Source organism: Mycoplasma anserisalpingitidis (assembly GCF_007859615.1).
GTDB classification, from domain to species: Bacteria; Bacillota_I; Bacilli_A; order Mycoplasmatales; family Metamycoplasmataceae; genus Mycoplasmopsis; species Mycoplasmopsis anserisalpingitidis.
Genome location: NZ_CP042295.1, coordinates 276,187 through 301,191, shown reverse-complemented (window position 1 = coordinate 301,191; position 25,005 = coordinate 276,187). Strand labels below are relative to the sequence as shown.

General features: G+C 25.2%; 10 protein-coding genes. 4 read left to right on the top strand and 6 right to left on the bottom strand.

Going from position 1 to position 25,005, the window contains the following annotated elements; all coding sequences use genetic code 4:
• Nucleotides 1-166: 166 nt before the first annotated feature.
• From FRW55_RS01245 to FRW55_RS01235, 3 genes are all read right to left on the bottom strand, one after another.
• Nucleotides 167-10,408, bottom strand: a complete 10,242-nt coding sequence (locus FRW55_RS01245) for a hypothetical protein (RefSeq protein WP_146368394.1) — start codon at nt 10,406-10,408, stop codon at nt 167-169.
• 413 nt (nt 10,409-10,821) lie between these two features.
• Nucleotides 10,822-11,235: a hypothetical protein gene (locus FRW55_RS01240; RefSeq protein WP_146368393.1), complete on the bottom strand. Its 414-nt coding sequence runs from the start codon at nt 11,233-11,235 to the stop codon at nt 10,822-10,824.
• Nucleotides 11,228-11,884, bottom strand: a complete 657-nt coding sequence (locus tag FRW55_RS01235) for a hypothetical protein (RefSeq protein ID WP_146368392.1) — start codon at nt 11,882-11,884, stop codon at nt 11,228-11,230. Before FRW55_RS01235 ends, FRW55_RS01240 begins: the two co-directional genes overlap by 8 nt.
• A 569-nt stretch (nt 11,885-12,453) precedes the next feature.
• Here FRW55_RS01235 and FRW55_RS01230 point away from each other — a divergent pair.
• A complete protein-coding gene (locus FRW55_RS01230; RefSeq protein WP_146368391.1) occupies nt 12,454-14,094 on the top strand; it encodes an IS1634 family transposase in 1,641 nt (546 codons plus the stop codon).
• 200 nt (nt 14,095-14,294) lie between these two features.
• Here FRW55_RS01230 and FRW55_RS01225 read toward each other — a convergent pair whose 3' ends face one another.
• From FRW55_RS01225 to FRW55_RS01215, 3 genes are all read right to left on the bottom strand, one after another.
• On the bottom strand, nt 14,295-18,137 hold the full coding sequence (locus FRW55_RS01225; protein ID WP_146368390.1) for a hypothetical protein: 3,843 nt from the start codon (nt 18,135-18,137) through the stop codon (nt 14,295-14,297).
• Between the two features lie 334 nt (nt 18,138-18,471).
• A complete protein-coding gene (locus tag FRW55_RS01220) occupies nt 18,472-19,578 on the bottom strand; it encodes an SLAC1 family transporter (protein WP_162848271.1) in 1,107 nt (368 codons plus the stop codon).
• An 89-nt stretch (nt 19,579-19,667) separates the two neighbouring features.
• Nucleotides 19,668-22,250, bottom strand: a complete 2,583-nt coding sequence (locus FRW55_RS01215) for a hypothetical protein (protein ID WP_146368388.1) — start codon at nt 22,248-22,250, stop codon at nt 19,668-19,670.
• Between the two features lie 83 nt (nt 22,251-22,333).
• On the opposite strand from FRW55_RS01215, the gene FRW55_RS01210 reads away from it, so the two are divergent.
• From FRW55_RS01210 to FRW55_RS01200, 3 genes are read left to right on the top strand one after another with little or no spacing between them, the layout of a single operon-like run.
• On the top strand, nt 22,334-23,791 hold the full coding sequence (locus FRW55_RS01210; protein ID WP_146368387.1) for a DUF1846 domain-containing protein: 1,458 nt from the start codon (nt 22,334-22,336) through the stop codon (nt 23,789-23,791).
• An 8-nt stretch (nt 23,792-23,799) separates the two neighbouring features.
• The gene (bcp, locus tag FRW55_RS01205; protein WP_146368386.1) at nt 23,800-24,255 is read left to right on the top strand and encodes a thioredoxin-dependent thiol peroxidase; all 456 of its coding nucleotides are present in this window, start codon (nt 23,800-23,802) and stop codon (nt 24,253-24,255) included.
• Nucleotides 24,255-24,974 (top strand): YaaA family protein, encoded by a 720-nt coding sequence (locus FRW55_RS01200; RefSeq protein ID WP_146368385.1) that lies wholly within the window; start codon nt 24,255-24,257, stop codon nt 24,972-24,974. The genes bcp and FRW55_RS01200 overlap by 1 nt, the downstream gene beginning before the upstream one ends.
• Nucleotides 24,975-25,005: the final 31 nt, after the last annotated feature.

The following is a 25,005-nucleotide window of genomic DNA, read 5'->3' as shown; positions in this document are numbered from 1 at the left end:
TAAATATATTATAAATATATATGTTTTTTCAAAAAAAAAAAAAAAAAAACAAGATTTTTTTGGTTCTGGAGTCGTTTATCTTGTTATTTAATTTTTCTAATTCGGGTGTTTGAATAAATTATCATTTTTATAAAAAAACAAACCTTTTAGGTTTGCCTTTTTGGGATTAATTTTTGCTAATATAATCGTATATTAAACTAAGGTTTGTTGGGTGCATAATAGAGTAAGTAATGCTTAAATTATCTGCGTATTTTTGAATAGGATCGGAAATAGTAACATAGTTGTTCTTTCATAATTTTTCAAATAAATTATGATATTCTACCTTAAAGTTTGCAAATTGTAGTTCAGTTATTTGCTTATTATTTAATTGATTAAGTTTTTCGGTATAAATTTCTCATAGGTGTTTGATGTCATTTCAAGCAGCAGTAAATAATCTGTACATACCGTGTGTATTAAATATTGTATTAGTATTTCTCATTCTTTGAGCTCTATCATTATCTCATTCATTAACTCAACCTCAATCACGACGAGATCAGTTTAATACACCTTCTTCATGATTATATCTCTTATCATGTTCAGATGCTTCTCTAGTGTGATAATCGTAGTTAAAATTATCGCTAGTTATACCATAACGTCTTTTAGCATTTTCACTTCAAATGTTAATTTCAGTATTATTTGGTTTTGAAGGAGAGTATCTATAATATGTGAAAACATATCTTCTTAAAGAATTATATTTAGAACTACCAATCTTTAATGGTTTGTCTCAGTTTTTATCACCAAAATTATCTCAATAACCTTTGAAAGTATTGATACTTTCAAGCATTTCATTTAATATAAATGACTCATAAACACCGTACTCAGCAGTATTACGTTTTCCAAAAAGATTTGTAATGAAATCTTGTGCTTTTACAATACCATAACTTGCAAATTCTCTAGTTGCATTCACAAATTGCTCATCAGTATTGTGAGCTCCACCTAAAAGATCTTCATTTCACTTACTGTATTTTTGTTGTCATTCAATCATACTATTATATGTAGCAGAATCTCTGTATGATTGAGTTGAAGCTTCAAGACGTGCTTTACGTTTATTCATTTCATTAGTATGTAATGTATATAAATCTACAACTTTTTGTATTTCTTTAGCATAATTGTAGTATATTTGTTGATCATTTCCATTATATGTGTAAGTTACTGTTTTTTCAAGTTCAAGTGCTTGTTTGTCATATAAACCAGTTGAAGAATTTAAGTGAAGGTTAGCATTTAATTTTTTATCAAGTTCTTGTTTTGCTAGATTGTGAGTATGTTTTCCACCATTTCTAGTTCAGTTATCATTGTAGATTTTATTCATTTTTGCATTAAGATCAGCAATATAACCATTTAATTTCTTTAATAAATCATCATATTCTTTATATGTTGGTTTAATGTTTTGTGTAATTTTATTAGTTAAAGTATTTAATAAGTTTTGTGGATTTAGGTTATTATATTCTTTAACTAAGGCATCTCTTTGATCTAAAGCAGTTTTATCTAAAGTTATTCCTTTATGCGAAGAAATTGGAGAAGTAGTAACTTTTGCAAATTTAGCTATTTCAGTTAGAGTTTTTTGTCAATCACCACTTATTTTATTTTGAATTTGTGTTCCTGTTGGTTGGATAATACTTCTAAATGTAGCTTCAGCATTATTTAATTTGGCAGTAGCATCTGTAAGTTGTTTACTATCTTTACCCTCTGCCATAAACTGATCTTCAAAAGTTTTAGCAGGGTTTGTGACGGCTTGGTCATATTTTGCAAGTAAATCAGTATAACCACTCAATGCTTTTCTAAATGCATCTGCATTTTCTTTAGCAGGTAAGTATTTAGCATATGCTTGATCAATTCCGGCAACCACATTTTTTAATGCTGGAATGTATCTAGTTAAATAATTAATGTTAGTTTGAACTTGTTCTTCTGAATTATATACTTTGTTTTTAGCTAATCTATCTTCTGCTTCAGTGATTCAATATTTATAAATTACATTACCGTTTTGTACAGTTTTCATTCTAGTGATTTCTGCATCAAGTTCTTTTAGAAGTTTATCAAGTTGTTGTGATTTTCCTAATAAACTATTGTATTTAGGAATTAAACTATCATAAAGAGGTTTTGTATCGCTATAGTACTGTGCAATTTGTTTATAATCGAGTGAAGTAATTTTTGCACTACTTTCATTTACTTTTGTTTGTAAATCGTTATATTTAGGATTTAATTTATCACTCAAATCTTTTGCTTCAGTAAGTAATCTTGTGGCATTAGCATTTAATTTTTCAAGATTATTTCTATATGTTTCAACAGATTTATTGAATATGGTTTCTAAACTCTTATTAGCTTCAAGAAGTTGTTCTGTATTTAATGAGTTTTTAACTCCACTAATTCTGGTTATTTCGTTTTCTAATTTAGTTTTAGCTGTATTAAATTTATTATCTTCAGGCATTAAATTTTTTAATTCAGTAGCTTTTACTAATAAAGCATCCAATTTTGCTTCAGCAGCGTCTCTTGTAGCTTTATTGAGTTTTAATTTTTCAAATTCAGCCTTAATATTTTGTGCTTTTTGGTAGATATCGTTTGCATCGTTAGATGAAGTATCTTTATAAAGGTTTATAGCTGCTTCAAAATCTGATTTAAGCGAATTACCTTTACCAAATTCAGCAGGTTTATTCTTACTTAAATTTTGAGCAATTCAAGTATCAGCTTCACTTAAAGCTGCAGCGTGGATTTCTTTAGCTTTAGCTATTTTATCCGCTTTAGCTTTGTTTAATGCAGCCTCAAGAGTTGTGTATCTGCTATTTAATTGATCTTTACTTAAGGTATTAATATTTTCTTTAGCATTATTAATTGCTTGTACTAAAGTTGCTTTAACGCTTGAATATTGAGTTGCACCAACTCCATCAGTTGAATCATTTGAATAAGTAGTTGCTGTTAGAATTAATTGTTCTAATTTAGCTTTAGCTAATTCTTTATCACGATTTTCTTTTTCAGCTTTAGCATTTTGCAATTCAGTAACTAATTTAGCTGATTCTTCTTTAAGTTGATTTTCAATTAAATTATCTTGAACTTTTTCACTTGCATTTACAACAGCTTGATATTTATCTTGAATAGTTTTGTATTCAGGAGCTTTCAATGTTTCAGTAACATATTTTTTAAGTTCACTGATTTTATCTTTTAATTCTCTATGTGCGTTATTGTATGAAGATAATTGTGTTTGTGCCTTGGTATGTGCTGTTTCTAAAACAGAATAAGCTTTTTTCAATTGCTCAGTTGTTGAACTTTGTCTATTTTTAGCTGTTTCTGCAACAGTAATATATTTAGTTAAATCACCATCAATTTGGCTTAAACCTTGATATTTCAATATAGTATTATTTGAAGCTTCTCTTAAGTTTGCATTTTGTCATTGTTTAACGTTTTCAATCAATATGCCAAGTTTTGAAATTTCATTTTGTCTTTCATTTTCAGCTTGATCGATAGCATCTTTACGATTCTTAATTTCTTGAAGTTTAGTTTTAATCTTTTCAACTCTTACATCTAATTCTGCTTTAGTTTCAGTTGTTGCATATTTGTCTTGATCTTTTAAGAAAGTTTCTAATTCATTTTTAAGTTCAAGGTATTGATCTTTATTTAATGTACCTTGAGCATAAGAGTTTGCTTCAGCTGTAGCATTTGCTAATGCTGATTTTGAAGCCTCACGAGCCGCTTTATCAGCATTGAATTTCTCAATCGCAGCGTTTAATTTATCTGCTTCTTGTTTAACTAAAGTTGAATCTGAATTAAGTGGATCAGTCATTCAAGAATCAAATTTAGTTTTTGCAGCGTCTTTTGTATCCTTTAACTCTTTAATAACACTTGCTAAACCACTATCAGCATTTTCGTTATCTTTAAGCAATTTATCTGCTAAAGCAATTTTAGATTCTAAGTTGAATAAAGCATCGAACTTAGCTTTGTCTGCGTTAGCATTTGTTAAAAGATTATTAAGTTCAGTTGTTTTAGCATTAAGTGTTGCATTATCACTTGCTTTGTTTAATAATTGATTTGCTGATGTTATTCCATTATTTAACGGCTCTTTAAGTTTATTGTAAACTGTTGAATCACCTAAAGAAGTAATAAACGTATTCACTTCACCTATTTTATTATTTAATGAAGTTTTGGCTGTATCACGTTCACTTTTCTCTTGTTTTGCATTATTGATTTCGTTAGTTAATGTAGTGATAGCTTCAACTAACTTAGATTGAGTTAATGAATTTTTATCTTTATTATATTTATCAACTATTGCTTGATATTTAGATTTAATATCACCGTAAATAGGTTCAGTTAAACTTACATTTATGTAACTTTGAAGTTCACTAATTTTTGAATCTAGTGAAGCTAAAGTTGTTTTATAAGTTTCATAATCACTCTTAGAATCTTTAAAATCTTGTTGTAATTTTGTTAAAGCATCTCTTAACTGTTCAAGGGTTGAATTTGAATTATTTTTAACAAGATTAGCAGCTTTTGTCGCTCCATTAATTTTAGTTTTGATTTCTCTTGTTCCAGCATTAGTTAAATTATTTCTAGATCATACTGTCATTTCAGAAACAAGGGCAAGAATATCTCTTTTGACTTGTTCTTTTTGTTTGTTTTCACTATCAAGTTTCTCTTTGTTAACTTTAGCTTCAGCTAATTTATTAGAAATTTCAACTGTTAAATCCTTAACTTCTTGAGTATTACCATTTGCAATGGTGCCATCTTTTTTGTTTATAGCGGTTTGTAAATCGCTTTTAATATCAGAATATATAGGGTTGATTAAAGTAGTGTCAATATAGCTTTGTGCATCATTAACAACTTTTTCTAAGCTTTCTTTAGCAGTATTAAACTCTTTTACATCAGCAATAAACTCTTTGATCTTAGTATCTAATTCAGTTGTTTTTTGATCAATAATTGTAATTTGTGAAGCAGCAAGATTATTTTTATTTTCTTCTAAAAATCTCTTTGCTGATTCAATTGCAGATTGCAATTTACTTGATATACCTGTACTTACACCAGCATATTCAGGTTTAGTAAGTGTACTTTCAGCTTCTTTAATTTTATCTGAAAGTTTTATCAATGATTCTAAGGTAGGTTTTTTAGTGTTAGCTTCACTTATTGCTTTATCTAATTTATCTTTTTGATCTATAAGTGATTGTTTTGAAACATCAGAATTTTGTACTAAAGCTGACTCATCAATTAAAGTTTGAAGTGAACTAGAAATACCAGAACTTAAATCATTTTTAGGGAGAGAATCAATATAAGTTTTAGCTGCAGTTATTTTATTTGCAAGTTCACTAATAGCAGTATCACGTTCACGTTTTTCATTTCTTAATTGTTCAAGAACTTGATTAACTTTAACCGTATCTTCAATTAATTCAGTTTCATTTCTTGTATCTTTACTGTCATTATATTGTTTTGCTATAGCTAAATATTTGTCTTTAAGTTCAGTTCCAATTTTTTCAGTATCAGCAAAAGATTTTAAACTAGAAATTGCATTTTCTAAACCTTGATAAGCGTTTTGATGTGAAGTTAAACTATTTTTAGCATTATTAAATGCTAAATTAAGTTGTAAAAATTCATCTTTAAGAGCTTTAAGAGTTGAAGTATTATTGTCTTTGACACCTTCTGCCTGTTTGATTGAACTTTCTAAGGTTTCGTTAATACCTTTATAACCTTCTTTTATAAGTGCACCATTTAATCGACTTGTTAAATTTGCTGATTGTCACTCTCTAATTTTAGCTATTAATGATGTAATTTCTTTTTTAACTTCTTCTTCGGTTTGATTTTCTTGGTCAATTAATATTTTTTGATTTTTTATTTGAGCAAGTTCAGCTTGCAATTCTGCAATGGATTGATCTAATTCGCTCTTAGTTTGACTTTTTAAATAAGGTGTGTATTTATCAATTAATTCTTGAACTTTTGTAGCTAATTGACTGTAATCAGTTTTAGTCGATAAAGTATTATCTTTATAATTTTTAACCTCTTCGATTAATTTTGATAATCGCGCTTTTGAATTTTCTCGTGATTGTTTGTCAGAATTAAAAGTATTTAATGCTGTATCAAGTTTATTTTCTTCAACTGCCACATTAGTCACAACACTAGAGTCGATATTATTTAATCAGTTATCAAAATTATTTTTAGAATCATTATATTGATTTTGAAGTGTGGTTACTACAGAATTTAATCCAGGATCAACATTTTTATTTTGTTCTAAAACAGTTTTTATTTGTTCTAATTTAGTGTTTAATTTATTTAATTCATTAACTACGTTAAGTTTTTCAACTACTTTATTAATTTCGTCATTAATTTCTTTAGATGTTGCAGACAATGCATCATTTGTAGTTGAAGTTCCTAATTGACTTTGTCCTTTAGTTTTTAGATTTTCTAGTGATTCAAATAATTTACTATAAACTTGGTTTTTTGATAGTCCATTTATTAAATTATTAGCATTATCTATACTTTTTTGAAGTTCACTTCTTACTTTATCACGTTCAGCTTTATCCTTTTGAGCTTCATTTAATGAGTCAGTTAAATCATTAAATAAAGTCTTTAATGCTTCAGTGTTTTTTGAATCAATAGAGTTTCTAGAATCAGTAACAACTTTATCATATTTAGATTTTAAATCTGAATAGATATTTTGATTTAAATTATTATTAGTATAATTTTCTAATTCAGTAATTTTGCCATTAACTTTTTGATAGTTAATTGAAAATTCATTTTCAGCACTAATTATTTGATTAAATTTTTGATTTAATGTTTGATTAGCAGCAACTAATTCATTTAAGGTTGCATCAATTTTATCTTTGGTCTGAGTTGCTTCGCTAATAGCGTTGTTGAAACTATTTAAAATTTCTTTTTCACCATCTTTAACTAACTTACCATTTTTTCATTGATTCATTTTTGTGATAGTTTCTTGAATCGCTTGTTTAGCAGATTCAATATCACGATACATTTTATCAATTTCTTTTTTAGCTGTATTTGTTTGGTTAATTTTATTTTCAAGTTCGGTTAATGCTTTGTCTAATGCATCTTTGTCACCATTAGTTAATGTTGAATTAGAATCAACAACAACTTTATTCAATTCATTTTTAATTTGTTCATATTTGCTGTCGGTTAAAGAACCTAATAAAGTATTTGCTTCATCAATTTTATTTTGAAGTTTTTTCTTAGACTCTTCTCTTTGAGTTTTATAATTATTAAATTTAGTTAATGCATTATTTAAATTTTCAATTACTGTATCAACTTGTTCTTGTGTAGTTGAGTCAATTTTATTTATTGAATCATTAAAACTATTTTGTGCGTTGTTTTTAGCGGTTTTTAATTCTTCTAAAGCTGAATTTAATCCCGGGTCAGCTGAGTTATTTTGATTTATAATGTTATTAATTTCATTAATTTTATTTTCTAATTTAATTAATGAATCAACTACAGGTTTTTTAGCAATAAGTCTTTTTAGCTCATCATCGATTTCTTTTTGCAATCTCTTTAGTTCTTCGTCACTAACAGCTTCTTTTTTAAGTTCTTCATTCGCTTTGCTAACTAGAGACTCTAAATTGCTTACAAATTGAGTGTTTAGTGAATTTTTTTTATCGATAGTGTCAATAAATTCTTTGGCTTTTTGAACAGAATTTTCAAGACTTTCTTTAATCTGATCACGTTCAATTTTTTCTTTTTTAAGTGATTCGATATCTGCAGTAACTTGTTCAATAGTTTCTTTAAATTGATCTAGATTTTTGTTATTCTTTTCATTGTTGTAATTATCTAATTTAACTTGATATTTTTTTTGAATATCTTTATAAATTGGTTCACTTAAATCATTTGTAATTAAACCTTTTAATTCATTTATTTTATTTTCCAATTCGTTGAATGACTTCGTATAATTGTCAAATTGAATCTTAACATTTTCAAATTCAGTTTTTAAAGTGTCTAAAGCTTCCTTAAGTGATTGTGAATTAGAATTAGTATTTTCTGAAGTAGTTTTAGCGTTATTTATAATTTCAGTTGTTTTACTGTCAATTTGTGTATAACCTGGTTTGATTAATGAACCATCTTCATTTTTAAGATTACTTTTTTGTCATTTTTCAACATCAGGAATTAATTTATCTAATTCAGCTTTTATCTTGATTTTATTTTCTCTATCTTGGTCGATTAAATTTTTATTTGATCAAGCCTCTTGAAGAGCTTTAGATAAATTATCAATAGCTTCTTCGATAGCAAGCTTATCACCTTCTGTTTTTGTTGTTTGAGAACTTTCAATAACATTATTTAGGGTTTTTTTAATTTGGTCATAATCAGAACTATTTAAATTATTTAAGAATTTTGTCGCATTGTCTATTGACTCTTCAAGTTGTTTTTTAGCTTGGTCTCTTTGCACTTTTTCAATTTCAAAACTTTTTATAGCTTCATCTAATTTTTTACACTCTTCTTTAGCTTCATTAAGCTTAGATAAATCTTGACTTGATTTAATCTCGTTATATTTATTTAATGCATTGTCTCTAGAAGAAACTAATTTATCAAGAATATCTTTCTCACCTTTATCATTAAATTTATTTATTTCAATTACATTTGTTGCTTGAATAATTTTTTGATTAAGTTCCACAAGTTCATCAGCAATTCATTTATCATTTTCGGCTTTTTTAACAGCATCAATGATTTCTTGTTTTTTATCTTTTAATTCTTGGTTTGAAAAATCATTAATTTGATCTTTGGTTTTGTCTATTAAATCTTGTAATTGATTTTTTATTTCGAGGTCCTTATTGTCATCTAGATTATTATTTGAAAAATCCTGTGCCTTAGCCAATTCATTTTCTAAATCTTTTATTAGTTGCTCATGCTCTTTTTCTTTATCTTTAGCTTCGTTGAAAACTTTATTTAAATTTTCTAATTTATCTTTTAATGAATTTAAATCATCAAAATCATCTGGAGTATTATTTTTAATCGCTTCTTCTAATTCTTTCTTGATTTCTTCTTCACCTTTGGTATTAAGATTTGAGTTTATAAAATCATTAACATCTTTAATCAAGTTATTAATTTCATCTTTAAATTCATTAATTTTTTCAGAATCAATTTTATTTTTTTCAGCTTTAGCATTTTCAAGTGCTTCTTGTAAAGATTTAATTTCATCTTTAATTTGTTCAATAGTGAGAAGATCTTTATTAGTATTTGCTATTTTTTCAGCCTGTGCTATAGCTTGTTCTAATTTATTTTTTATGTCACTATAATCTGAATCATTTAATTCATTATTAGAGTAATCTTTTGAACTATTAATTAAATTTTTTAATTCTTGAATAGCTTTGTATTTATCTAAATCTTCACTGTCTTTAAGATTTATTAAATCTTCGATCATTTGATTTGACTCATCAATATAGTTTTTGATAGCTTCTTCAATTTTTTGAACACTTTGGTTTGTAGCATCATCAAAACTCGCTTGACTTTTTGCATCCTCATATAATTTATCTCAAGATTTTTGAAGTTCATCATCAAGAGGTTCAATTGTGTTTTCTTTAATTAAATCATAAAGTTTTTTATTTTGGTCAGCATGTGCTTTTTCTAATTTTTCTAAAGCTGTAGTTAGTTCAATATCTTTAATGATATTTTCAACTTTTTTAATATCTTCTAAAGTGGCACCATCTCTATTAGGTAATGCTTCAATGTTTTTGTCAATTTCATCTCATTTATCTTTGTATTTATTCAATAAGTCTTCATATTCTGGTTTAGCTGGATTACCAAAACTAGCTAAAAATTCATCTTTAGCTTTTTTAGCTTCTTCAAGGTCGATTAATGATTTATCATATTTAATCTTATCTAATTCTTTAATTGTGTCTTCTAACTCTTTTTTAATTTCTTGAATTTGTTCTTTACTTAAAAGTTCACTTTCAGAGTGTTTGTTTTTTGAATTTTCAAGTTTTTCATTAAGTTTGTCTAACTTCTCTTTTAGAGAATTATATTTTGGATCATCGCCTAATGAATTTTTATATTCATCAAGAACATTTTTTGTCTCATCATATTTTCCTAAAAGATTTTTGTCAAACTCTTTTTTCTTGTTAATTAAATCTTGAAGAGTTTGATTTGCTTCATCTTTTAATGAATTTAAGTCCCCTTCAGTGATATTAGGGTCTTGAAGTGCTTGATCTATTTTATCTTTTAAGTTTTCAAGAATTTTAATTTCTTCTTTATTGTCTTCAGTATCTAAAGAGTTAATTAAATCATCAATATCATTTTTTACGTTTGTTAAATCGTCCTTAAGTTGATCTTTTGGATCTTTTTCAGTCTCACTAGAACCGCTGTGAAGTGTAGTAATAGTCGCTGCCCCCCCTACTGCTAATAATCCAGCAGCAGTTAATCCAGCAATAACTAAACTTTTTTTCTTTTTTTCTGACATAAATTCTCCTTAAAATTTAAGTGATTTAATATAGAATATTAAATAAATAATTTTTTTATTAATAAATTTTAAATAATTACTTCAATAAGTTAAAAAAATAATTGTTTTTTATTCCGCTTATTTATAGTAAAAAACTACAATTTTTGTCTTCTAAAAAATCTTTTTATTTTTTTATTCATCTTTTTTTTTTTTTTTTTAGCAAGGGTTTTATATAAAAAAATTGGTTATTTTTAATGATTTTTTACAATAAAAATTAACAAAATTTCTATAAACTTTGATGCAAAATTTAATATTTTTTGATTTTATATGTTTCTCTTTTAGTATTAATTTTTTTGTTTAAAAAAGCACAAACATTAATACATTTGCACTTAAAGTTATCTAAAAATTTTAAGTAAATATTATTTATAAATTCACTAACTAATTAAACTATTTAATTTCTTTAGTTCATTCTCATTTATGAGTATTTTACAATATCCATCTTTATTTAATTCTAAATGTACAGAATTGAATAATTCATCACATACATCTGGACGACTTGATGTCTTTAATCCATCATTATAATGTACTGTAGTTGTTTTAAAAACCTTATCACAATCTATTCTTGTTACTTGTGTAAATGGGTTTCTGTGTATATCTGGGTACTCATCGTGATAGTGAAGCATCGGATTATTAATAAGCATATAAGGTTTTAACGTTTGACATTTAATATATTCATAAAATGTGTCAGAGTGGTAATAGCATATGTACATATGAGAATAAACAGCCATTTTATCTGATATGGATGGGAAAGGCACTTTCATTCTAACAACATCTTTTTGTTTAATCAATTAATAGTCTCCCTTCTTCATCAATATTAACAAATACAGGGTTGTGAAGTTCTTCATTTTGGGCTAGAGAAAGTAATATATCGAAATGTTTTTCTGTAAGTAATTTTGAATCAGATTTTGAAAATACAAAATTCTTTTTATCTAAACTTATTATTTTTGAATTTTCTATCATATCAGTTGAGTATATTGAATCTAATGTAATAAAAAGTTTTACATCGGCATTATTAAAATCAGCTTCATACAAGTCTACTTGAAACTCACCAGACATAATTAGTTGCTGTTTTGATTTTCAAATATTCATCTCATGAGTAAGATCTGATAATTCTTCCTCAGTTAGGCTACTAACTATAAAAGAACATTTTTTTGCTCTTTTTTCATTAATATTTTCTACATTTTTATCATACGCTGCTTGAGCAGCTTCATTAAAACTAACCCTCTCCTTTGTAAAATCTGCTCAAACGTTATTAAATACAGGACCTTTTTTATAACCTCTTAAATGAGTAAAATCAGGGGTTTCTCCAGATATTTTTGCAAACGCTTCGTAAAAAAACAAAAATGTCTGTAACTTTAATGGTGTTTCATATGAAATGTTGTTGTTTTTCTTTAATCACCCGCTTAATGATAACTTTCTTTCATTTGAATAAATCATATTATTTCCTCTTTTACAGTCCTATAACTAAAAATAGTATACATTAAACCAATATTATTTAAATAGATTAAATATTAAAAAAGTGGACTTTCGTTATACTACTACATATTAGTAAAATTGTTTTGAATTATTAATTATCATTAGTTTTTAATTATGTTCAATTCATATGGTCAGATTTAAAATTTAAAACTTAAGATGAAACTTATATTTCCTTTTGGGATATTTGATTTTTGTTTTAAATAAAAAAAGTACAAACGCAAATACGTTTGCACCTTAAAGTGTGACTAATGATTATCCAATACTTGCTTTGCTCCTGAGTTTCCAAGTTAGAGTCATAAAAACGACTCTATTTTTTATACCTTTTATACTACGTATAAAAGAACACAAAATAATTTAATTTTTTTGTACATAATTACATTGTAGTTGTGGTATAATATAAGTTATGAAAAAAGATAAATGAATAGTTGTAGACTCTATTTTTTATACCTTTTATACTACGTATAAAAGAACACAAAATAATTTAATTTTTTTGTACATAATTACATTGTAGTTGTGGTATAATATAAGTTATGAAAAAAGATAAATGAATAGTTGTAAAAAGCAAAAGAAAAGATGAATATTATATATCATTAGCAATCAGTGGCGGATATGGTAAAGGTTATAAAAAATCAATCGGTATCGGAAGTTTAAGTGAACTACAAAAATTCAACTCTGATCCAATTAATGCTCTTAAAACTGAGTGTGAAAACTGAGATACTGAGTGAGATAGAAACAAATTAAAACCAATAGTTGACAAATTCTTAAAAAAGAATCAAACTAAAATTAAAGTTTCAAATTATTCTCTAGAAATTATTAATAAATTTATAGATAAATTAAATATTTTTAATGATTTAAAATCAACGAAATCAAAAAATGTTGTGGACATTTTAAGATATATGCTTCAAAAAAGAGTTGTTGAAAAGAAAAGTATTTGAGGAATTTTCAATTCACAAGAAGAAACTGATACTGAATTAAATGTTGGAAAAACTAGTTTCTACAATGCTTTAGATTACTTATTTGATAACAAGGAACAAATTCTTAAAAATATAAATAATCAATTAGTATCAGAAAATAAGAGAAAATTACAAGTTCTTTGATATGACACAACAACTGCTTATTTTGAATCATTTTCAAGAATAGGAATAAGAGTACCTGGTTTTTCTAAAGATGGAAAATTTAAAGAAGATCAAGTAGTTATTGGTTTAATTACAGATGAAAACGGAATTCCATTGCATTATAAATTGTTCCCCGGAAATACAACTGATTCAAAAACTTTCATTCATTTTATGCTTGAGATGAAAAGAGTTTATGAAATTGAAAAAGTTGTAATTGTTTGTGATAAAGGGATGAGTACAAACGCTAACATTAGATTTTTAGAAGCACACGGTATTGACTATATCATTTCATATCGTATGAAAGCAGGAAGTAAAAAAGTCAAGGAATACGTCTTAAAACAAGATGACTACGTTAATTATGGTGGAGATTTTAAGTATAAGGAACAAACATATTTTTCAACTTGACAAAATGGTAGAAAAAACGATAAAGTGAGACGAAGAATTATCTCTTACTCTTCATCAAGAGCTTCAAAAGACAGAAAAGATAGAGAAAATTTAGTCAATAACTTCTATAAAAAAGCTAAAAACGGAATGGTTTCAGCTTCTGATTTAAACTCAATTAAAAAATATAAATTTTTCCAAAAAGTTAATGAAGACACTTTATACAAATTGAATTACGACAAAATTGAAGAAGATGAACAATTTGATGGATATTACATTTATGAAACATCTTTATTAAACATTTCCCCAAGTGAAATTATTTCAATTTATCAAAAACAATGACAAATAGAAGAAAATTTCAGAGTTCTTAAAGGTACTTTAGAGTTAAGACCAATGTTTGTTTGAACTTACAAGCACATAGAAGCATACGTTTTATTATCTTTTTTAGCTTTAGTTGTGCTTAAATATGCAATTATTCAATTAGATCAATTAGCATTAAAGGACAGCGGTTTAGTTGAAAAAACTTCTGTTATGAAATTTATAGAGATTCTTAAAACAGCAATCAAAATTAGTAAAGAAGTAAACAATGAAGTTATTTCTGTAGAATATGATAATTCAAGGAAATTAAACGAAAATTTAAGATACTATGAAACATTAATAACTAAATATTTATAAATTACAATGTAGATTTTATAAAAAGTTTAAAAAATAGTGAAATAATCGCTAAATTTAATGTTTTTATTTTTAACTTGGAAACTCAGGAAAATTTAAAACTTAAGATGAAACTTATATTTCCTTTTGGGATATTTGATTTTTGTTTTAAATAAAAAAAGTACAAACGCAAATACGTTTGCACCTTAAAGTGTGACTAATGATTATCCAATACTTGCTTTGCTGCTTGTTGTGTAAATTATCACTTCAGTATCAGTTTTTCTAAGCACAAAAACCGGTATGCTTTGAAGTTGGTTTGCATCTGTATTTGATACGTTCATTTTTAAATTATCATTAATATAAATCTTAAAGTTAAATACTCCTTCAATATTCATAAGAAATGGATATTTACCAACAATATTATAATTTGAACCAACACTACTTAAATCACCTTGATTACTATTTATAATAGTAGGTGTTTGACCATTAGAAGTATAACTAAAAATAAATTTAATTTTGTCATTTGCTCCTATATTAAATTTATTATTATATGAAGTTGAAGTGAGAACCATATCAAAGAATGAACCACCTAAAGAAGTAAATTTATAATCAGTTAAATTTTGTTTAGATATTGCATTTATTTCATAAATAAATGATCCATTTTGGTCAAACACTTGATTAAATTGTTCTGATTCAATATTAAATTTGTCAGATTTATTTTCAAAGTTTGCACTATTAAATAAATTTAGGAACATTATTCACATTGCATCTCTGTAAGTGATATTTTCAGAATCAAGAACAGTAGAAGAGTAAGAATTATTATAATAAGAACTTAAAATATTTTGTACTTCGGTTCTGTTGCTTGTATGTGTATTACTTAAATGTTTATTTTGAATAATATCATAGTTTTTTATACTTTTTGGATCAGTGACTGCATTGTTTTGAACACGATCATCTTTAGTAAATTTAATCACTTGTTTAGTTCCAACACTATTATTTTCGTCTTGATTGTATCTAACAACACCATTAAAAGTAGAATTATATTTATCAGGTGTTAAAGTAATAGTGCTATTTTCTCAGTTAATTTGATTACTTTCAACAGATGATCAGCTATCCTTAAAAGCATCAACATAAAATCTATATCTAATAAGAATATTGTGTGATTTGAAATATCTTAAACTATATGTTCGATTATTATATAGCATTTCAACTTTTAAAGTAACTGTTTGTCCTTCTTTAAGATAATATTCTCCACTATATTTCTTCTCTAACCCTAGTGGTGTAAAAGTTAGAATAATTTGATTTTTATAATTAGTTGGTAATGATTTTACATCATTAATAAAAGTTTCGATTTCACCTTCTAATTTTGTTAAATCTTCTATATTTACTTTATTTGAAGCACTTAATTCAGTAAGTTTACTTTCAAAATTATCAACATAGTAATTTTGTGCTCTATAATTAGTGATTTTTTCTTTGATTAAATTGATTTTTGTGTTTATTTCATCACTATTATTCGTGTTTTCACTACTATTATTTGATTCTTGTTTTTTCAATATTTCTTCAATGTTTGTTCAACTTAAGATTAATTCTTTTTGTTTTTCAATAACTAATTGAATTGTTTCGAATGATTTTATTTTATTATTTTCGTAAATTTCATCATATTTTTTAACTTTATTATCAAAGCTTAGTTTTGATTCTTCTGTTGCATTTTTATATTTTTCACTATTTTTTATTTGATTGATCTGTTCCATTGAATTTTTAATATTTTCATTCATTTTTTCGATTTCAAGAACATTATTTAGAACTTCTTCAACCTCAGAAGTTGAATTTTTAGCTTCGATAATAGAAATTATTTTATTCAACATTTCTTCAGAAAAGATATTTTTATTTTTAACATTTTCTTTTGCTTGTTCTTTATATTCTTCTAATTTTTCAATTTCAGTCTTTTCTAAAACTTTTTCTAGTTCACTATTTTCATTAATTATTTTTGAGAGTTCACTTAAAGTGATATCGAAATCAGTGAAGGTATTTAGAAGAGAATTGCTCAAAAGATTACTAAATAAGTTTAATTTCTCTTCAAATTTTTGTTTTTTATCTGCTGGTGCATTATTATATAATTCAGTACTTTTTACATTATTTAAAACATTATATCTATTGATAAAATCATTAATTTTTGACTCAAATACTATTAATTTATCATTAAATTCACTAAATTCTTTTAATCTTGTGTTCTTAATATTTAATTCATTAAGATCGTTTTTAATTTTGTCAATTACCTTTATGTTAGTTATTAATTGATTATTACTTTGTTTTAATATTTCAATTCTTGAATTACCATCAAAATTAGCTAATAATTGGTTAAATCTTTGGTTAATTTGATCAAAATCAATATCTTTATTAATTAATTTTTTATTATAAAAGTTATTATTTAATTGATTTCAAAAATTATCAAACTCATCTTTATTTGAACTATCAAGGTAATTTATATCATTTAAAATGTTTTGATTTTTTGATAATAATTCTAAAAGTTCACTAGCATTTTGGTTTAACTTAGATGCATTTTCAACTACGATGTTTTTATCATTTGTTTTATTGATTTCTTCAATGAAAAAATTAATTATTTCATCAGATAAATTACTTAAAGATCTAATTTGAGTGATTAAATCATCACTATTTTGTTCATTAATTAATTCTTTAATTTTTAGTAATTGTTTGCTTAATTGTTCATAAACATAATTAAGTTCTTCTTCAGTGAACTCATTAAAATCAAATTTATTGATTCATTTCATCACTTTAACAATCTCATCATTAATATTAGATGAAGCATCAACATTATTTTGTAAATTAGTTAAATAATCGATTTTCTCATTTAATAAAATTAAAGTTTTGTTAAATCTCTCTGCTACTTTATTGATATTTTCATCATATTCAATAGATAAATTTTCTAAACTGTTAATCACTAACTTCAATTCTGAAATTTCTTTATTTTCCAAATTTTCATCAATTATTTTTTCTAAAGAATTTAAAGTCTCATTATTAATGATTTCAAATCTCTTAAAGTTATTATTAGAAATTTCCTTTTTAATATTTTTAACTAAATTTTCAACTTTAATAGTCAAATTCATATGCTCACTATTTTCATTTTCTAAATCTTCATTAAATTTATCAACTAATTCACTTAGTTGATTAAGATATTCATCTATAGAACTAATTGAAAAATTAATTTGCTCATTTAACTTATTTTTAATATTTTGAACATTTAGATTTGATTCATCAATACTTTGAATTATTTTTTTTGATTCTGTAATAACACTTAAAATTTGATCATATTTAGATTTTAAGTAGTCAAAAACAGAATAAAATTCTTTCATCTTCATGTTTAACATTTCTTCGTTTATCTTTGATAAATCAGAGTTTAAAACATCATTAATTTCATTTAATGTTTTATTTTTATAATCATTTAGAAATTCAAGTTTAAATGTAACATGATTTAATAGTAAATTTTGAATTTTAACTATTTTAGCTTCCTTGGAATTATTAGTATTAGAATCGTCGTTGTTTTCTGGTGATTCTTCCACATAATTGTCATTTATTAAATTGCTTAAATCTGTTATATAACCATCAATTGAAGTAATTGAAAAGCTAATTTGTATCTTTAATTTATCTTTTAACACATCAACTTTAGAATTAACTGTACTATTATTTTCATATTTTTTAATATATTCGTTTGTTCTATTAATCAAATCAAATATTTGATCATATTTAGATTTTAAGTAGTCAAAAACTACATAAAATTCTTTCATTTTTATATTCAATAACTCTTCATTTATCTTTGATAAATCAGAGTTTAAAACATCATTAATTTCATTTAATGTTTTATTTTTATAATCATTTAGAAATTCAAGTTTGAATGAAACATGATTTAATAGTAAATTTTGAATTTTAACTATTTTAGCTTTTTTTGAATCATTCTTATTTTCATTTGAGTAACATGAAACAGTGGCTCCGGCAGAAGAAAGTATTACTGCTGAAGCAGAAAAAATTGATATAAGTTTTCTTTTTTTCATAATTATCCTTTCGTGATAATAAATTATTAAATAGTGATTAAATTTTATTCCAAAAATTAATTTTTACATTAAAAAATCCAGATTTTTAAAGGTAATAAACTTACAACAAAGCAATAATACAATATATTAAAAAGGAGTGTAATAAAACCAAGAAAGACAAAAGAAAAAACATATGTAAATTAAGATGAATTCACAAAACAAGAGTTAAACAAAATATCAAGAATTATTTTGTAATTACTAATTAAATACATCAAGAATGATAAGAATAAAAAAGTTGACATTCATTTATCAACCTTTATCAACTTTTTGTGTTTTAGTTTAATAAACCTATTTTTTATTTAGAAATTTTAACTGCTTGAATGATCGCTTTTCAGTGTGGGACATTTAAACAAGTAATAATTGTTAGCGAAATTATTAATAAAATAGTTGCTAAACTAAAGAAAAGATAATGTGTAGCAATAATCGAGCTTTCTCCGATAAAGAAATTATGAGCAAACTTAAATAAACTTGTTGCTGCTACAGCAGTTGGAAAAGTAAATGAAGTTCATAAAATGCTAAAACCTTGTTTTTTATTTGAATAAACTAAAACTGCAAGCATGATAACAATTGAAGTAGCTACAAAAAATATCATAAAACTACCAAGAGCTCTAAAAAGCATGACGTTATTTAATACACTTTTAAATTTGTTATTAGGGTTAAATGCATCGAGAAATCCTACTGAAAGTAAATTTGCCGGGGCTGCAAAAATACCCATGCTTGGTTTATCATTTTCACTTGAATGTGGTAAAAATAAAAATTTATAAATTACTACTGGTCAAACTCAGAAATATAAGAATAAACCTATAAATCAGAGGATTTGGTAGAATAAAACAGGAATTACATTACCTAAATTATTAAAACAAGTTACACAAATAACTATACCAATAAGTGGTACAAATCATGAAGCGAAAATCTCGTCATTAGAATAATTATGAGGGATAAATATGTACTTAAAGAAATAATAAAGGAAAATAAAGTGAAGCATTAAACTAACTAAAACAATCACATTTGGGATTATAAAAAGATAAAATTTAGCTTCAAAATCATTTGGAATGTAGTTAGTAAACATTCAACCAATATATCCACCTAATTGACAAATGCACATAAATGCTGTTGCTATAAAACCAGATTTATTTGGTGTTTTTAACTCACTTTTAAGTAAGTTAAAGCAGTAAATAAAGCGTGACATTACAATTATTAAAATAATAAAACTATATAAGGTTAGTAAAGTGTAAATTATTGTTTCAATTGTTAATAAAATTGAAGAATTAGAGCTATTGTTAAATTCACTTATAAAATTAATAATTGCTCCACCTAAACCACCTACACCAAGTGCATATCCACTTAGTGCTAGCGGAATTTTACTCAATATTTTACTTTTTATAGGTTTATTATAATACAAGGATTTTCATAAAAACATTTAATAAACAATTAAATAGGTAATAAATTTCATATACTTCAAAACAAAAATGTGCCTAAGCACATTTATTTTTAGTTAATACTGTTAATGAAATTATCTAAAGCATTTTTTATTTCACTATAACTTGAACTGTCAGATTTAAGTAGATTATCTAAATCAATATAGCTTTGATTTTTAGTATCAAAATCTAGTAGACCAATACTCATATAAGCAATACGTTTTATTGATTCAACACTCATTTGTTCATATGAATCAGGGTTTTGACTAATTGAAAGTACTAAGTTATAAGGTTTGCTATCATTAACTCCAACAAAAAAGTCAAGTTCTTTAGTATTAATGTTTTGTTTGATAAAGAAGTTTTGACCACTTAAATTATCCTTTACTAAAGTAGTTTTTTTACTTTCTAAATCAAATGAGTAAATGCTTTTACTACTTCCATTTTCAGTCATAAAGTATAAATATTTTCCAATATTTACAGCGTTAGTAGTTAAGTTTCCTGAATAATTACTAAAGTTATCTACTAAATTAAATTCATAATTGTGGGTAGAATCATTAGGATCGAAACTGTAGAGTTTTGCGCCTGAACCATTATCCATAATTAAATAAACTAAACCGTTATAAAATGAAAGCGCACTTGATTTAATGTTTTCATTTCTTATTTTGCTAATTACTTTAGAAGTAAATAAATTAGCTTGAGTGCTTTCAGAAATTAAACGAGAATCTTTATATGTTCCAGTTGCTGTTAAATTAAATAAAGTTTGATTTGAACTTAGTGAATGAGTTCTACGAATAAATAAAAGCATCTCATTATCTTGATTAAAACTACTATCTTTACCTACTGGATGATATTTTTCTGGTATTCCAAAGTCTGAATGAGTAGGATCAGAAATAAATCAATTTTCGTTTTCATCTTGAATTGATAATCAGGTGTGTTGTTCGCCAGTGTAAACCTTAAATCTAATATTAGCAAGCGAGAGTAATAATGCAAGTTGTTCAACATATTCTTTACATACACCTTCATTCAAACTATAAGCTTCATCCATTGTTGAAATATTTAAATTGCTTGAAGCAGAAGTGTAAACTAGATTTTCCATTACATATCTACCTAGTAAATATACTTTTTGATGAACTGGCATTGTTTCATTTATTTGTGAAAGTGCATTAATTGCATATTGAATCATATCTTTTTTAGTTTGAACTCTAGTGTTAATTTGTGAGTTACCAACATAAAAACCAATTAAAGAATTATTCTTTGTTGTAAATTTTAATTCTGAATCAGCAACAAGAGAAATATAAGGATATTTATAATATTCATCTCTTAAAATTTCCATCATTGCATCATAAGCATAATCAGCATCTATTTTAATATTTGGTCTGTCTTCCTCAGAACTAGGTTTGTAATTTGGATTGTATTCTCTAAAAATCATATTTTTATATGACATACCTTTTAATTCATTAAAAGTATCAAGAATCATTTTTTTAATTTCGGCTTTATTTGGATTTGATTTAAATTCAAGTGAAGGAGGGAATACACTAGAAATGTAAGCGTCTCATTTTTCCTGTATTTCTTTAACTCTTAGTTTAATTTTTTCAGTTGCTTCACGGATTCTTGTTGCATCTTCAGTATTACGAACTGAATTATAAATTTCTTGAAATTCTCTAAGTGCATTTAGTGAATTTTCTCTAACTCCAGTAAGTCAAAAGTGTCCACTTTGTTGAAGTGTACTATTATTTGTAACATCATAAATTCATTGATCAAATTTATTATTTATCTCGGCAAGTTCCTGTAATAAAGCACCAAAACTAGCTTTTACATTAGTGTCAACTTTATCCTTACCATCATCACCAACCTCAATTTTAGATGAACCAATTTCAACTTCAGAAACTTCCCTACGATCTCCTTGACCATAATTGTCAATTACAAACTGATAAGTTTTTTCTGAAAATTCATTTGCTCTTATTGTATATTTGAACTTTGTGTTTATTACTACTCTGTTTAAATTTTCATCAACACTAAAAGTAAAATCTTTAAGTGAAATCAATGAATTTGGATAACTTGAAATAAATTCTATATCTGCTTCTTTAGTGTATTTTGCATAATAAGAATTTTTGGTAGAGTTATCAAAACTTACATTTTTAGCAACTTCTTCAAAAGTTGGTCACTCAGTAAAATTACTTATTAAAATATCCACATAGTAAGGAACATTAGTTTTAGTTACAAACTTAATTTGAGCTTTAAGTTCATTGTTTGCTGAATTTTCATATTGAGTTAACAATAATGTTTCATTCTCAATAAATTTATCTTTTTTATAATTAGTTAAAGTAAGATAATCTTTGGTAAATTGACTATTGTAAAACACTTCAGGAATTTTTTTAGTGTTTAAAACAACTTTTAAACCTGTGAGTTCTTCGGGTAACTCACTAGTAATTTTTAAACTTAACTCTTTTTTAGTTGTAGTTTCAACCTCAGGTTGCTTTTCAGGTACTTCACTACCAGTTTCACCTGTTTCTTTATCTATTTCAGGATCTTTAGGTGTTTCGGGAGTTGTAACTTCCTTTTCATCTTTAGAACAACTAGCTGAAAGTGAAATAAATGGTACGAATGAACCAACCAAAGCTGAATTTAATATTATTAATTTTTTAATCTTTTTCATAAAAAAATTTTAACATTATAAAGCAAGTAATTAATGCAAAAAATTCATTTTTTTATATTCTTATATAGTAAAATAAATTTATTATGGAAAAGTGCTTTAATAAAAATAAGTATATCAAGTCCCAAATTACAAAAATTAATCAAAGAATAGAGTTTTTTAAAAATAAATTGTACTTAGAATTCGGTGGTAAATTATTTGATGATTATCACGCTTCGCGGGTATTACCTGGTTTTGAACCTGATACAAAAATGAGCATGCTTTACAAATTAAAAGAGAAAATCGAATTTATGATTTGTATAAATTCCGAAGATGTAATTTCACAAAAAATTCGTTCTGATATTGGAATTAGTTATGAACAAGATCTTTTCAGATTGATTGAAAAACTTGCCAAGAATGAATTCTATGTAGGTTCAGTTGTAATAACTCATTATAATAATCAGGAAAAAATAAAGAGTTTGACAAATAAATTGGACAAGTTAAAAATTAAATATGCTTTCCACTATAAAATAGATAATTATCCAAGTGATGTTAATTATATTTGCAGCGAAAACGGTTTTGGAAAAAATCAATACATCAAAACCACTCGCGAGTTAGTTGTTGTTACTGCCCCAGGCCCAGGAAGTGGTAAATTAGCGACTTGTTTATCTCAAATTTACAATGACTATCAAAATAATATTAAGTCAGGTTATGCTAAATTCGAAACTTTCCCTGTTTGAAATATTGAATTAGACAATCCGATAAATTTAGCTTATGAAGCTGCTACAGTGAATTTAAATGATGTAAATATGATTGATCCGTTTCATTATAAAAAATATAAAAAAATTGCTGTTAATTATAATCGTGATATTGAAAGTTTTCCCATTTTACAAAACTTATTCAGAAAAATTATGAACCAAGATATTTACTTTTCACCAACAGATATGGGAGTAAATATGTTAAAAAATGGGATTATTAATAATCAACTAGCAAACTTTTATGCACAGCAAGAAATAATTAGACGATACTTTAACATTAAACTTGAAGTACTAAAAGATTACTCCAAAAAAGACCAACTTGAAAAAATTCAAGCAATAATGAATAAACTGAAAATTAAGCAAAATTACCGAAAAGTTTATGATTATTCAGTCCAATTAGCAAATGCAAATAAAAGAAATTACGCAGCTTTTGAAGTTGATCAAAAATTAATTAGTGGTAAAGAAAGTGAATTATTTGAGCCTTCAGCAGCAGCTCTGCTTAATGCTTTAAAAGTTGTCTCTGATATAGATTTAAGTGTTGATGTTTTGCCTTTAGAGATTATAAATCAAATACTTTTATTTAAAAAGACAGACATTTTTAATTCTGAAGGAAAATTGAAAGTTTATGATGTTTTAACTACAATTGCTATTCAAGCAAAATTCGACAAAAATTGCAAAAGAATGTTTGATAATCTAAAAAAATTAAATAATAGTGAATTTCATACAACAAAATTATTAAGCAAAAGCGAGGAAGAAACACTAAAAAAACTTGGTGTTAATATTACTCAAGAATTACTAAACGATTAAGGAGAATTATGTTAAAAATTAATCAAGAAGCACCAGAGTTTACCCTTTTAGACCAAAACAATCAACCTTTTACTTTAAGTAAATATAGAAACCAAAAAGTTTTATTATATTTTTATCCTAAAGACAATACTTCAGGTTGCACAAAACAAGCTTGTTCATACAGAGATAGTATGAATCAGTTTGAAAAATTAAATATCAAAGTAGTTGGTATAAGTAAAGATAGTATTGAATCACATAAGAAATTTATTGAACAAAATGAACTTAATTTTACTTTACTATCTGATCCTGAAAAACAAGCGATTGAAAAATACTTTGTTTGAAAAGAAAAAGTTAATTTCGGTAAAAAATATTTTGGTGTTGTTCGTTCTACATTTTTAATTGATGAAAATGGAAAATTAATTTACGTTAAATATAAAACCAGTCCTGCGATTGATGTTGAGAATGTTCTTAAGATATTAAAATAATGAAAATATTAATTTCTCCAGCCAAAAATTTTACTTATTACACAGTTAGTGAAAAAGAATTTTCTCTTCCGATTTTTCACAGTAAATCTAAATTAATAGAAAAATTAATTAATGAATTGACAGATCCAGAATTTACAGAGGTTTATAAGATAAAAGAAAACAAAATAGAGCAATACCGAGCTTACAGCAGTATTGAAAACAAGGAAAATCTTTTAGCGATAAATTCTTTTAACGGAATACAATATAAATACCTTGATTACAGTAGTTTAACTGAACAACAAAAGAGTTTTATTAATCAAAATGTGTTAATTTTAAGTAGTTTATATGGAATAATTAGTCCATTAAATAGAATAAAAGAGCATAAAATTGACTTTAATAATAAACTAAATTTATATCATTTTTGAAATGATCAAATCAGTTGTTTTTTCAAAACAAATAAAGATGAAAAATACTTAATTTTAAGTTCAAATGAATACACTAAATTGATTCAAAACCATCTTAAAAATAGTCAATATATAAGTGTAAAATTTGTTGAAGAGATTAAAGGTAAATTAGTTTCTAAAAGTACTATGTCCAAAATTCAAAGAGGAAAAATGCTTCGCTGAATTACACAAAATAATATAAATGACTTTGAACAAATCAAAAATTACGCTTTGGATAACTTTGAATTCTTTATGCAAAATAATAATGAACTAATTTTTAAACAAAAAAATAAATAAACTTGCTTTTTATGAAAATTTTATGAAAAGC